The 13,582-nt window shown below is 58.2% G+C and carries 10 protein-coding genes; 1 reads left to right on the top strand and 9 read right to left on the bottom strand.

What is annotated here, in order from left to right:
- Positions 1 to 75 precede the first annotated feature (75 nt).
- Both E4P01_RS20495 and E4P01_RS20490 read right to left on the bottom strand, forming a co-directional pair.
- A complete protein-coding gene (locus E4P01_RS20495; RefSeq protein WP_216091362.1) occupies positions 76 to 810 on the bottom strand; it encodes an ABC transporter permease subunit in 735 nt (244 codons plus the stop codon).
- A complete protein-coding gene (locus tag E4P01_RS20490) occupies positions 807 to 1,730 on the bottom strand; it encodes an ABC transporter ATP-binding protein (RefSeq protein WP_216091361.1) in 924 nt (307 codons plus the stop codon). The genes E4P01_RS20495 and E4P01_RS20490 overlap by 4 nt, the downstream gene beginning before the upstream one ends.
- 242 nt (positions 1,731 to 1,972) lie before the next feature.
- On the opposite strand from E4P01_RS20490, the gene E4P01_RS20485 reads away from it, so the two are divergent.
- A complete protein-coding gene (locus E4P01_RS20485; RefSeq protein ID WP_216091360.1) occupies positions 1,973 to 2,728 on the top strand; it encodes a hypothetical protein in 756 nt (251 codons plus the stop codon).
- 69 nt (positions 2,729 to 2,797) lie between these two features.
- Here the strand turns inward: E4P01_RS20485 and E4P01_RS20480 are convergent, their stop codons facing one another.
- From E4P01_RS20480 to E4P01_RS20450, 7 genes are all read right to left on the bottom strand, one after another.
- Positions 2,798 to 3,790, bottom strand: coding sequence for a fimbrial protein (locus tag E4P01_RS20480; RefSeq protein WP_248130121.1), 993 nt, complete (start codon positions 3,788 to 3,790; stop codon positions 2,798 to 2,800).
- A 239-nt stretch (positions 3,791 to 4,029) separates the two neighbouring features.
- A complete protein-coding gene (locus E4P01_RS20475; RefSeq protein ID WP_216091359.1) occupies positions 4,030 to 7,047 on the bottom strand; it encodes a filamentous hemagglutinin N-terminal domain-containing protein in 3,018 nt (1,005 codons plus the stop codon).
- A 72-nt stretch (positions 7,048 to 7,119) separates the two neighbouring features.
- Complete coding sequence (locus E4P01_RS20470; RefSeq protein ID WP_216091358.1) at positions 7,120 to 8,796, bottom strand: ShlB/FhaC/HecB family hemolysin secretion/activation protein; 1,677 nt, start codon at positions 8,794 to 8,796, stop codon at positions 7,120 to 7,122.
- Positions 8,789 to 9,490: a fimbria/pilus periplasmic chaperone gene (locus tag E4P01_RS20465; RefSeq protein ID WP_216091357.1), complete on the bottom strand. Its 702-nt coding sequence runs from the start codon at positions 9,488 to 9,490 to the stop codon at positions 8,789 to 8,791. The genes E4P01_RS20470 and E4P01_RS20465 overlap by 8 nt, the downstream gene beginning before the upstream one ends.
- Positions 9,487 to 11,979: a fimbria/pilus outer membrane usher protein gene (locus E4P01_RS20460; protein ID WP_282443000.1), complete on the bottom strand. Its 2,493-nt coding sequence runs from the start codon at positions 11,977 to 11,979 to the stop codon at positions 9,487 to 9,489. The genes E4P01_RS20465 and E4P01_RS20460 overlap by 4 nt, the downstream gene beginning before the upstream one ends.
- A 260-nt stretch (positions 11,980 to 12,239) precedes the next feature.
- The gene (locus E4P01_RS20455) at positions 12,240 to 12,986 is read right to left on the bottom strand and encodes a fimbria/pilus periplasmic chaperone (RefSeq protein ID WP_216091355.1); all 747 of its coding nucleotides are present in this window, start codon (positions 12,984 to 12,986) and stop codon (positions 12,240 to 12,242) included.
- A gap of 25 nt (positions 12,987 to 13,011) precedes the next feature.
- Complete coding sequence (locus E4P01_RS20450) at positions 13,012 to 13,572, bottom strand: fimbrial protein (RefSeq protein WP_216091354.1); 561 nt, start codon at positions 13,570 to 13,572, stop codon at positions 13,012 to 13,014.
- Between the last annotated feature and the right edge of the window lie 10 nt (positions 13,573 to 13,582).

The following is a 13,582-nucleotide window of genomic DNA, read 5'->3' as shown; positions in this document are numbered from 1 at the left end:
TTGACCGCCACGAACCCAGCGATAATAACCACGAGGCGCAAGCAGGTACGTGTCATCGATTTGAATGACATGGCGTCACACTGCCTTTTTCAATTCAACCGCAATCACGGTAGCGGCGAGCCAGCCTATGATCTGGCTGAAAAAGTACAACACGTCCTGTGGGTCGATCACACCTCGGCATAGTCCCTCGAAATGTGTGAGGAAACTCAACGAAGCCACGCCATCGAGCCAGGGCAAACTTGACCAACCACGCAAGACATCCAATACCACCGGGAAGCCACAGGCCATGAATGCCAGACATAGCGCCATTGCGGTAAGGAAGGCAATCAGTGAGTTCTTGGTCAGTGCCGACAGGCACCCGCCAATGGCCAGGCAACTGCCAGCCAGCAACCAACTGGCCAGATAGCCACAAAGGATGACGCCGTTGTCTGGCGCCCCCAGGTAGTTGACTGTAATCACCAGTGGAAACGTCAACGCCAGCGCCAACCCGCTGACCGCCCAGGCAGCGAGGAACTTGGCCACAACCGCCTCAGCCGTACCCACGGCCAGGCACATCAACAACTCGATTGATCCGCTCTGCCGCTCGATGGACCACATGCGCATGGCAAGGGTCGGCAGCAGCAACGCATATAGCCACGGCAGATAGTCGAAGAACGGTGCCAGGTCGGCCTGGTTACGCTGGTAGAAGTCGCCCAGGTAAAAAGTGCTGATACCGCTGAGCAGCAGTAGCAAGAGGGTAAACACATACGCGACGGGAGTGAGGAAATAACTGCACAGTTCGCGCTTGAACACCGGCCAGAACGTCCTCATGGTTGTTGCTCCCGGGTCAGCAGCCGGAAGACCTCCCCCAGAGAGCCTCGCTCGACTTCCTGGCGTGGCACATCCCAGCCGCGACTCACAATCAGCGAATTGATAGCCGGTAATATCACCGCTCCAGCGCGTGCCAGCACCCGCACGCTATAGGGTTCAGGCCCCACCTCTATGCCTGAAACGCCTGGCAGCATGCCAAGTGTCATTACATCGAGAGGCCGGGTGGCGTACAACGTCACTGCCTGGTGATAGCGCGAACGACTTTCCAATTCCAGCGGGGTGCTGTCGACCAACAGCCGACCTTTATCCATAACCAGCACGCGGCTGCACAATGCGGTGACCTCTTCGAGGATGTGGGTAGAAATGATGACGATTTTGTCGCGGGCCAACTCCTTGATTTGCTCGCGCACGCGGTACTTCTGATTCGGGTCCAGACCATCGGTGGGCTCATCGAGGATCAGTATCTTGGGATCATGCAGGATCGCTTGCGCCAATCCGACGCGGCGCTGGAACCCCTTGGACAGGGTATCGATGGTCTGGCCACGTACTTCCATCAGCTCGAATTGCTCAAGCATGGACGTGATCCGCGCCGTCTTTTCGCGCCCACGCAAGCCGCGCACTTGAGCAATAAAACCTAAAAAACTCGCGACGGACATTTCGTTATAGCAAGCCGCTGTTTCAGGAACGTAGCCGATCAGACGTTGAGCGTGGCGCGTCTGACGGCGTATATCAAAACCGAAAAAGTTGGCGGTGCCTGAGGTGGGCGACATGAACCCGGTGAGCATACGCAGGGTGGTGGACTTTCCCGCGCCGTTGGGGCCGAGCATCCCCAGCACCTCACCCGAGGTGGCCTTGAAAGACACATCGTTTACTGCCAGGGCTTTGCCGAAACGTTTGGTCAAATGCGTTATATCGATCATGGTTTCCCAGTTACCTGCTCAGACGCGGCGAAGCGTCTGAGAGTGCACGCTTCGTTTCGCGACGCACCTTATCGATAGGGTACGGATCCTGAAACCTCATCAGCGGTGAATCCGATTGTTCCTTGGCGCGAATCGAACTGTCCATTGGCGAGTAGGATTTATCTGACAACGCTATTAGGTCCAGCTGGCTATTCTGCTCACCTCACCGCTACCCCCTTCAGCCTCACGGAGCCGGATTGCTCATGTTATTGCGAACGCTTGAAATACCCGATGCCCATGGTCAATTGCTCAACGCCGTGGTCCTGTGCGGTTTCACCGCCACCGGTCTCCATCGACAGTTTCTGGTTTATAGCCTCAATGAAAAATCGGGCGACGAACTGGTGAAGATTTACCTGACGTATCTTGAAGGCGAGGACCAAACGCTGCGCATGTGCGATGCCCCGCCTGAGATACTTACGGCGGCGGCTCAAGTACTGAAGGATGTTTTGCGCGATGCCTGCGCGACCGTTCCAAGACAAACCGAAAATACTTATGCATTGATGGACCTGACCGACACCGACATTGAGTGCAGCGCTGTAAATACTCACTACAGCCTCAAGATCAGTGACGCGTGGCTCATGAATCTCTTGCATTACGACCCACCGTCCGAGGCCAGTGCCCTGCCCCTGCAGTCGAAAGACACGAGCAGTTGCGCGCCCCTGGCAATCCGCGAGGCGAGCAGTGTGACGGTTGAGTCGGTAGCAACATGCAACGTACAGACAACTTCGTCAAAGATTGACGCGAACATAAAATCACTTGTCGCCAGCATCACCCACCACAAGGAAATATTACTGGGCAAATATGTAAAGCTCGATGAGCTTCAACGCGAACTCGAACAACGAGAGCAGCAATTACTCATCCGCGAACAGGCACTAAACCAGCGTGAGGATGAATTACTGGCCAGCATCAGTTCCTTACAGGCAGCAGAAGAACAACTCGATGCACTTCTCGACAGATGAAAATTCCAGCAAGACAACAAAGCGTATTGGTTATTTAAAGAATCGACATCCGTCACCTGCTGTATTCCATCAAGGAAAAGTAAAGGTAAACTCCGCCGCTCCATTCGCGGCGCCCGCTTTCAACGTCTCATCATGCCCCTGGCGAACGTAATGTGCGCTCAACGGTATTTTGGCTCCATCACCAGCCCGTTTCATCGGATAAGCAGCGCCGTCATAACGAACCACCTGATGCGTCAACTCATTGATCATGACTATCCCAAAACCCTGGGCACTGGTCACATAGGGTTCAAGAGTCAGTATCGTGGGGTCCGCAGGCGGCCCGTACTTGTCAGTGAATGTAATCTCTGGCTTGGCGTTGGCCGCGCATTGGCTCAACTCGATGGCGAAGTGCACAGGCATTGAAGTCGCACCCACCTGAGGAAAATCGTTCAGGCTCATGCGCCCCAGTTGCACCGGTATCGTCTGGTAGGTTTGCACGTCACAGGTATTTGGAATTTCAATCGGGCCACCATTCCCCATATTGATAGCAGCGGGCCCCATCAGCAGGTAAGGCGCGCGACAGATGCCAATCGGTATGTTGTCTGTAGGTACCTCCACACTACTGCCAAAAGCAGCTTTGCCCCTGGGTAGATCCACCGCATAAAGCATGAGTTGAGAACTGCCGGCAACGCGATCGACGATCAGTTTTCCGGCAGGAAGTTGGCTGGATGCGACCGTTAGAATCAACTGTTGCATGTAGTTGGTAACCATCGTTGAACCACGCGTTTGCGCTGCGGACGAATCATATTGAACGCGCTCTTTCTCCATCGCGATCGGCAGTGGCGTTTGCAGCAGCGGTCGACGTTGACCGTCCGATGAGTTCACATATATTTTCAGGCCAATGCCGTCAATGTTGGTGGGGGCAATTCCGTCTGTCAGCGGTGTACCGGGTCCCCAATAGGCCATAGAAACCAACTCATGGGCAATGCCGGCAGCCGGGGCAAAGTTGTAGTTGGCATTCAGCGCTACAGCGCGCTCCCATAACACCGAGCCAATGGGCGTATTACTCGTCAAAGGTGTCACTTGTGACCACGGCCTGCCCATACCGTTGCTGAATGTGCAAGACGTCGCAACACTGTCGACCAACGTCCCGGCTTCAGCCGCCACGCCATATATAAACAGCCATATGCCGACGCACGCTATGGCCGACCTTGAACGCCGAACATTTAGTATTGAATTCATATCAGGCATCGCAGAGTCAACAGACGGCCTGACGCATCACCTGCGTCAGGCCGTCTGGGATTAGAAGGAAAGGTTAACGATCAACGAATGGAGCCAAAATTTATGCCATACAAAGGCACAAGCGCAGCCTCTCCGGAGACGCCATTGAATGCCATATCACCGAAGTTAGCCCCGACCAAGCCACCAAAGGTCTGGCCATAATAAGGCGATAACACGGTGAGCTTCCCAGTGGCGACAGACAGGCGAACGTTTCCGGCGTTCATGCCGACCAAGCCCCCCAGGGTGGCATTGGTGCCACCACTGACCCCGCCAGTTGCCGATGAGTTGGTGATAGAGCTCTGGTTTAAACCGACCAAGCCGCCCACAATTGCACGCACGCCCCCCTGAACGGTGCCACTGGCCATGGCCGATTCAATATGGCTGCTGAAGTTGCTGCCGTGGGTGCCGACAAGGCCGCCGACATAGCTGCTTTCCCCACCCACCACCGCGCCACTGGCTTCAACCGATTGCAACTCGCCAGCATTGGCCCCTATCAGGCCTCCCACCTGACTTGAAATCGACCCGCTGGTTTTTCCGCGAGCCACAGAATGACTGATGGTGCCCTCATAGTTGTTCCCCACCAGACCGCCAACCCGAGCATTGCGCCCGCCTGTGACAGTGCCCAAGGCTTGTGCTGTATCAATGGTGCCGGAAATATTATTCCCCACCAAACCACCAACATTCTCCCCAGCGCTATCCCATACATCGCCGCCAGCCTTGACCTCTTTGAGCCTGCTATTCTGGCTAGTTCCCACCAAGCCTCCGGTACCGATGGCGCCGGACCCTGTAACTTTGCTGGTAGAGGTTGACTGGATGATGTCGCCGTTTTTGCTGAAGCCTACCAGACCGCCCACATTACCGGCACCGGTGCCGCGTACCTCACCCGATGACTCCGTGCGCTCAAGCAAACCGCTGGAGTTGAAACCCACCAGGCCGCCAACATTGACGCCGGCGCCGTTGCCATTTGTCGAACCGGTACTGATGGCATCAGTGATGACGCCACCCTGGTTGGCACCCACCAGCCCGCCAACGCCACCCATGGCGTCTCGCTGCATGGCGCCGCCCACCACGGTATTTGAAACCACATGGTCTAACCGTGCCGTACCGGCTGAGGTCGTAACGTTTTCACCGGCTATACCGCCGATGGCGTGCGTATACGCGTTGCCCGCCACGCGCCCACTGGACACGGCATTTTTGATTGTGCCACCGTAGTTTTGCCCAACAACCCCACCGACGCTGTTCGCCCCGCTGCTGCCAGCGTTGACCAAGAGGTTGCGGGCAGTCACGTTGGACAATGTACCGACGTTCAGCCCCACCAGCCCTCCGATCGCTGCAAACCCATAGGCTTGCGACCCACCATTATTGATAGTCGCACTCGCCAGTGTCAGGTTGCTGATCGTGCCTGAGGAGACCGCAAACAGCCCGCTGTTACTGCCGGTGCTGGAGACCCACAAGTTGCTCACTGTGTTGCCCAAACCATCGAAAACACCTCCGAAGACGGATTTATCGCCAATCGCCTTGAATTGAGCCTCGCGGCCAACGATGTTATTACCCAGCACGTAATGGCCGTTGAGGTTCGCGTTGATGTTCTGTAACTGCGCAAGGTTCTGGATCACGGTGTATCGATCACCATTGGAGGCGTACGTCGCCCCTGCGCCAGACAAGGTCAACTGACCGCCCGTGCCTAATACCGAATCCCCTACGTGATTCAATGTGAGGTCGCTGAAGAGCCCGGTCAGTGAAACCTTACTGTTTACGTTCACATCACCACCGGCGTTGAGCGCTACACGCGCACCGCTACCGGTCGCATCCACGTTACCGTCGAGGTTGACGTTCCCGGTCGCGCTCAAGGTCAGACCATTGGCGCTGTTCCAGGCTATCGGCCCAGCCAGGTTCAAATCACCGTCGGTACTGACCAGCTCAATATTGGTGCTGATCAAGTTGCGCGACAACGTGTCGGAGTAGGCGGTCTTCCCCGCTGATGCTGCAGTTGGCTGAATCTGGACTGTCTTGGCGCTGACTTTAAACGTACCGGTCTGACCATTGGTGGCCAGTGTATTGACCTGGGTTCCCAGTTGGGTCTCGACCGTGGCGCCCTTGGCCTCGATCATGCCACCGCTGCCATAGGTATTTTGGGCGTGAGCCTGCAGCGAACCGCCGACCTTGACCGTACCTGCATCGCCGCCATCCAGCGTGATACGGCCAGCTTTGCCGCTCAAGGTTTTGGCTTCGATGGCGCCCTGGTTATTCACCACCGTTTGCAACATCGCATTGGCGCTTTTACCGGTCATCAGCACCTGGCCACCGTCGGCCTTGAGCAAGCCGCCGTTTTGCGCCAGGGCGTTGATCGCATCACCGGTGACCTGAAGATTGAGCAGTTGGTTGCCGTCGAAATTGACCGTGAAATCATTCCCAGCGCCCAACGCAACCTGGCCCATCTGGGCCTGGATAACGCCATCGTTGCGCACCTGGTTGCCAAGTAGCGCAATACTGCCGCCCTGCTGCGCGTTGATCGTGCCGCTGTTGCTGATTTCTGCATTGGAAACACCGCTGAAGGTGTATTTGCCAGCGAGGAAATCCGCGTCTTTGATGTCCTTGGTGGTAGCAATCAAGCTTCCGACATTGATCTGTGCGCCTTGACCGACCACGATCCCGTTGGGGTTGACCAGAAACACGCGACCATTGGCGTCCACTTGCCCCTTGATGCTACTGACGTTAGTACCGATTACCCTGTTGAGCGCAATGGAAGTGGCGCTCGGTTGGTTGAATACCACCTTTTGTCCTGCGGCAACGCTGAAGTCCGTCCAGTTGGTAATCAACTTGTCGCTGTGCTGGTTGATCGACATTTGCGAGTTGGATTCGAATCCCAATATGTCGCCCTTGCCGGAGACTACCGTACCGCCTAACGGCAAAGCGAATGCCGGTGCAGCGCCCAACAACGCCAGCGTGCCGATGGCCGAACATTTGGCGCCGGTCTTGCAATGCCGGCGAGCCCCTTCGTGAGCAACCTTCCAGCAGTTCATCGCGTGGTTCCAGACCAGTGAGTAAACCTTGTTCACATGAATTTCCTCTTCCTTAATGACGCCTTGCATAGCGTTGCAAGGCGGTACTGCTTCCAGGCACAAATGTGCTTAGAAATACTGAATGGCGCTGAACCACACGCGCGGATCCTGATGCGGTGCGTCGTTCTGCTCAGTCCCGTGGATGGGCCATGCTGCGGTGACGCTGAGCTGTTGCCCGGCGCCGCGCCAACTGGCGCTAACCCCTGCGGCCGTTAGTGATCGCTGATTGCTTTGCGCGGTCCAGGGCCGCTTGCTGACCGTGATGACGCCCCGGTCGGCGAAGCCGCTCAATTGCACGCCCGGCGCGGCCAGGTAGCGCAGCTCGGTACTGGCCTGCCAGCCCTGGTCACCACTGCCGGCACCCAACGCGTAGGCACGAACACCATTGGGGCCACCAAGGCCAAACTTCTCGGAGCTGTCGAGGTTGTTACCCGCCCACTGCGCATTCAATTGGCTGTACAGCTGCCAGCGCGGGCTCAGGTACTGCAAGCGGCCGAGGCTCAGATTGGCGCGTGTGAAATGTCCCGCGGCGCCGGCGCTGAGCCTATCCATGGTGCGGTCGATGGCTTCGCCGATACCCAGGCGCCCCGCGCTGTAGCTGAGCGAGACAAAACTTTGCCCACCGCCCAGCCAGCGATCCTGGCCACTGGCGTTGATGCCCAGGGTCCACAACTCCACATGCTTGGGGCTGCGCAGGTCGAACAGGTCGATATCGTCTTGCAGTTGCTTGTCGTCGAACTGCAATTGCGCGCTGAGGTTGAAGGTGCGACTGCGAATCAAGGGTTGCAAAGCGAAGAGGCTGCGCACGGTGGCTTGGCCTTTTGCTTCGAGCACTTCTACGTCCTTGCCCAGTTGGTAGCTCATGCGCGAATAAGAGGTGCCAAGGGTGGTCGACCACGGGCCCACGGGCAGGCTGTAGCCGAAGCGGTAGTAACGTTGGTGCTGATCGCTTTGCAGCAGGCGCATGTTGAGGGCATCACCCAAGCGCAGCGGGTTGTTTAAAACCAGGCTGGCGCCAAGGCGATATTCGCCGGTGTAGCGGTCGCCGTAGTTGTCGGCTTCCAGGGTGCCGGCGTACCAGGGGCCAGGCTCGGCATCGACCACCAGGTCGGTGCTGCCGGGCAGTGATCCGGGGCGCAAGGTGCCTTTTACTGCCACGCCTGGAAGATCGCTGAGCAACAACAGGCTTTGCTCCAGGTCTGCGTCGTAGACCGCCTCACCCGGACGCAATGCCGACAACGGTTGCTGCAACACAGCATCGATCACGCGGGAGCGATTGTTCAACTCGATGCGGCCGTAATGTCCCTCCAGCACCTGGATACGCACGATGCCTTGATCAATGTCCTGGGCGGGCAAAAAAGCCCGCGCCAGTGCATACCCGTGAGCCTGGTAATACTGTGTGATGCGTTGTGCAGCGGCGCGTAGCCCGGCGAGGTCCAATGACTGGCCCGGCAAGTCGGCCAGCAGTTCAAGCAGTTGCTCGCGATTGAAGGCCTGGTTGCCGTCGATCACAAAACCTTTCACTTGCAACTGCATACCGCCGCCAGGCGTTGCCTGAGACGGTGCTGAAGGCTGGGGCATGTCAACCTGCACCGGCGCAGAAGGCAGGGGTGCCGGTGCCAGGGATTCGATGTCACGCATCACCTGGCCCGCACTGGGCACTTGTGCCCACGCCGAGGGCACGCCAGAGAGCGCCAGCGCGACACCGACGGCGAGCAAAGGCCTCGTCGCGAAACCGTTAATCATGGTGAACCGGCGCCCGTGCATCGATCATTTCTCCCCTGTCTGCAACAAATTGGTAATGGATAAAAGTGGGTGTCGCCGACGCCCCTGTAAGGGGGAAATCCGCGCAGGTAAATGGCGCAATCGTGGCGCTGCGCTGAATCTCGTCAGCGGCTCCCGGCTCCAGTCGCTGCGCAGTGAGCGAGACAAAAAACGGTGCCTTATTGCAGGCCTCAAGGGCCTTGCGGTGTGCACGCCAGGTCAACTGTCGGCCCGCCTCTTCCGCGCTCCCCGCCAGCCCCGCCGGCCTGAACAGCAGCTTCATGCGCAACCGATACGAAAGCCGCAGCAGATGTGTACTGCGTGGCGGCAGCGGTGGCACTTCAAGGAAGTTCAGCCAAAACAGCGACTCGCGGTCGGTGGGCAGCGCTTCGCCGGTGTAGCGGACTTCAAGCGCACTGCGCTGCCCAGGGTCCAAGCGCAACAACGGACGGCTGACTACGAACGGCACGGACAGGCCTGAGGGGTCTTGATTGATCTGGCCACGGTCCAACCAGCTCTGGGCCAGGATCGGCGCTTCGCCGCCATTACTGATTCGTACCGTCAGCGCACGTGCATCGGCTGCGTAGACGAAGCGAGTTCCCGTCACCGTCAACGCTGCCTGGCTGCTACTGGCATGCGCGCAAATCAGCAGGCACACGGCATAAAGCGACCTCACAACCCGCGCTCCTTACCTGCAGGCCGGGCGTCTATGTCGTGACACACCAGATTGAGCAACTCGAACGCGCTGCCTTCGCGGGCGTGGCGCTCGGGCAACGCATAATCCACTTGGCATTGCTGGTCGGCATCGCTGCCCCACTCCACGCGAATCGAGCCACGATCCTTGTCACTGCGTACCACCAGCCGGCTGCCCTGCCCCACCGCACCAATCACTTGGCCGCTCTGCACATCAATGGCTGAGGCAGCAAACGGTAGGCGTTGGCCATTGCTGCGTCGGCTGTCGATCAACAGCGGGCGGGATCTACGCGTCGGAAAATCCAGCATCACCACGGCGCCTGCGCGAGGCGCAACGCTGCGTGAGCTGACCTGAAGCTCCACATCATTGGGTACGCCTTGCGGGTCGACATCAACCTGGTTGAGCTGATAAGGGCTCAGGCTGGTGATGATCGCGTAGCCGTCCTTGCCAATGCTCGACCCTGCGTAGCCAACCCTGGCGCCTTCGGCGTCGCGTGCCTTGACCACACCCACCGTTTCGCCAAGTGTTTGCGCAAGCGTCACACCGCCCGGGTGCAGGACCACGGCGCCCGATGCACTGAGTGACTGCTGGTGATAATCCGGCCCCTGGGAAAGGCTTGCACCGAACGCGCCTTGGGGCAGGCGGTAGTTGACGCTGGCATTGCTGGAGGCGCCCCGCTGCCTGTCCGCATGGGCGACCGAAACGGCATAAGAAGCATCACCGCGTTCATTGAAGGCACCGGATATACCGGTAGACATTTGCCGGCCTGAGCGACGGTCATGGCTGGCATAACTGTTGATCACCGCACCGCCATGCCCATCGCGGCCCAAGGGAATCGACAGCGTGAAGGTGAGCTGCGTGTCGTCTTGATCCCTTGCATGTCGCAGCCCACCTGGCGATGCGCTATGACTACGCTGGGCCGCGATCGAGTAGAAATTACCGCGCCACTGATTGCTGTAGCCCATGGAGAAACTGAGGGTCCGCCCCGCTTGCTGCCAGTACTGGCTTGAGGAAGTGTTGAGATATACGTTGCCTCCATCGGTGCCCAGCCCCTGGCTGATATTGGCGTCGAACCGAGCGCGTACACGGGCGAAGTCGGTGGCGCGCCCGGACTCGTTGCGCATCCGATCCTGAAGCGCTACCGCATCGTGAAGCCCCAAGTACCCTGAGGTTGAATAGCGATAGGCGAGTAACGAGAAATTCGTGCGGCTATTGGGCAGGTTCTTGCTGTACGACAGGCGCAAACTGGAACCCTGCTGGGTCTGCCCTGCGGGGAGTTCGGTGCTGGCTGCAGTAAGGTCGGCGGCGAAACCGCCGAACCGGGTATTAAGCGCCATGCCTGCCAAGCCGGATACATAGCCGGGGGTCAGTGCGGTGCCGCCGTAACCGGTCAGGTTGTTGTCCAGGCCGCGTTGCAGGGTGCCTTGCAAGACAAGCGGAGGTCGGCCGTGCAAACCGGGATCCACCAACTGACCGGCCACCAGGCTGTAGCGCGTTGAGCCTGGGCGGAGTAATTGCACCGTCGTAGCAAATGGCACGACGAACCCGTGTTCGCGACCATCGGCTTCGGTGACTGTTACCCGCAGGTCGCCACCAAAACTCGCTGCTTGCAAGTCGGCGATTTCAAAGGAGCCGGGCGCTACAGTTGTTTCGTAGACCAGGTACCCACGCTGATAGATCGAAACCTTGGCATTGGAGGTCGCGGTGCCACGTACCACTGGGGCGTAGTAGCGCTGCGTATCAGGCAACATGCGGTCGTCGCTTTCGAGCTGGACGCCGCGAAACGACACCGCATCGAACAACTCACCACTGGTAGTGCTCTCGCCGAACAGCAACTGCGACTTCCAGCCCGTGAGGTCGACCTGACCATAGGCGTAACCGCGCTGGTAACGCCCACCCAATGTGGGCGACCAGGTCAGGCTGGCGTTATGCCGCAGCCTGATACCCCCCAGGTTCAGGCCCATGTTCAACCCTGAATAAGCATGCGTGTCTCGGCGCCCTTGGCTCTGAGCGCTGAACAGGTTGGCGTCGTAGTTCAGCAAGCCGGCTGTTACGCCACTGTCCCAACTGGACGGGTCGACATAGGTGCTGGTGGCGGGCCGTTGCAGGTAGTACTGCGCAACGGTGATGCGCAGTTTCTGTTCGGGCAGGTCAACACTGATGGCAGCGCCCGGCACGAAACGCTCAAGCTTGTCGCAGGTCAGTCCTTGCGGGACGACCGCGCTCTGTTGATCGCTGCCACGTCCTCTGCGACTACGCTCAAGGTCTATGCCAACACGCATGAGTAGTTCGGCGCTATAGCATGGTTGTGCATCCGCAAGCCCGGCGACTGCCCGTAACTCGACCTCCTGGATCGCACGCCATTGGCCGTTGATCAGGATATCCAAGCGATAAGTCCCAGGAACATTGCGGTCCGGCTGTTCAAAACGGGTGGTATCAATGGCCATGCCGGACGCTCCTTGCATTAACATCTGTGAATCGAAAATGATCGGTTCATCAAGCTGGCTGGGCGTGACAGGCGTTGCCGTTGGCACATCCTGAGCCCATGCCTGAAGTTGCCCTCCCAACAGGACGGCAATGAATAAAAACAGTGCCCAAGGACGACTTTCATTCGCCCATGGCATAGCCAGACCACCGAATGCTCTCGGTCGAAATCGAACAGGTAAAAACATAGTCAGTCCCATGCCACGGCTGTGTGCCGGAACCGGAAAGAAGCGCGAGGCCTGTGGCGTTATTTGCCTACGGGCTGCTCGAACATCCGCCTTGCGCCATAGTCATTGATGGCTTCGTAACGCACTTTTGGCCGACTAGCGTGGCAGTTAAAGCGGATTGAGGTTGTGAGCACTGTCTTGCCGAACGGTGCCACCATCCCGGTTTTGACGGGAAACGCCTGGCCATCGCAGTCAACTTCGACATGGCCGAAGGACACGTAATACGGCGTCGGATTCGCCACCTCCAGGTTCGTCGCACCCGTGCTTTTGGGCGTCGCTACAACCGTCCATTTGAGCTGCTCGGGAGCAGCGTCTACGCCCGATGCAAGCGCGGTCGGGCGGTAAAGCAGCTTGAGTCGCGTCCTGAAGGCAAACTGCAACACCGCATCATCCGAAGCCCTGCGCGGCGGAGTTTCCAGCACATTGAGCCAGAACAGCGATTCGCGGTCGGTGACAGCAATGGATTGGGTTCGACTGATCCTCAACACCGCGCCACCACTGGGGTCAATCCGGCTGACCGCAGGCGCGACAACAAAGGGAACCTGAACATCCTCAGGGGCCATTTCTGCATGTCCATCATCCACCCAGCTTTGCACCAGTACTGGCTCACTACTGGTATTTGCCAACCTGACCGTCACGTCATCCACACCGGCAGGGAAAATGACTCGAGTGCCTTGCACCACAATGGCTGCCTGGGACGCTTGCACAAACAGCCCGAGGAACACAGCGCCGATGGCGAGAGAATACGTACGCGCTATCGGCGCCATGAACCACCTCCTGCATCGTCAGCGGTTATTGATAGGCCAGCGTGTAGCGTACGAACGAAATGCCAGAACCCGGAGTGACAGCAGGCGCGGTCGATACGTAAGACGCTTTGTAGGACAAGGTCGCAGTATTGCCTTTGACCACTGCCACCTGAGGCGTTGTTTCTCTTTGGCCCAGCTGGATTTTCTTGCCATTGGCCGTATCGTTGAATACTTGAATCTGCACGCCTGTTGCAGGTGCACTGCCAATCAGCTTGAGATTACCGGTGACCGAATCGATGTTCTCAACTTGATCGAAATCGATCGAAACCTTGGCGTCGTTAGTGCATTGCGCACCCGACAATTGCAGCTTGAACGGCACAAACGGTGACGCGTTGCCAATCGCGGCAAATGTACCTGGCGCGATCCGGCCAAGTTCCACATTGGTCACGTTGCCGTCGCCTGGCCCCTGGCCGTTAATGTCACAGGTCACATCTGTGATGCTGCCCGAGAAGTTTACAATCCCATCCGCCGCATAGGCCAGCGAAGGCGCAACCAATGCGCAAAGAAAACTAGATGCAATCAGTTTATTCAAAGAAACACTTTTCATACCATATCCT

The organism is Pseudomonas sp. NCIMB 10586, from assembly GCF_023127895.1.
GTDB lineage: Bacteria > Pseudomonadota > Gammaproteobacteria > Pseudomonadales > Pseudomonadaceae > Aquipseudomonas > Aquipseudomonas synxantha_A.
This window is presented reverse-complemented; position numbering and strand designations above follow the sequence as displayed.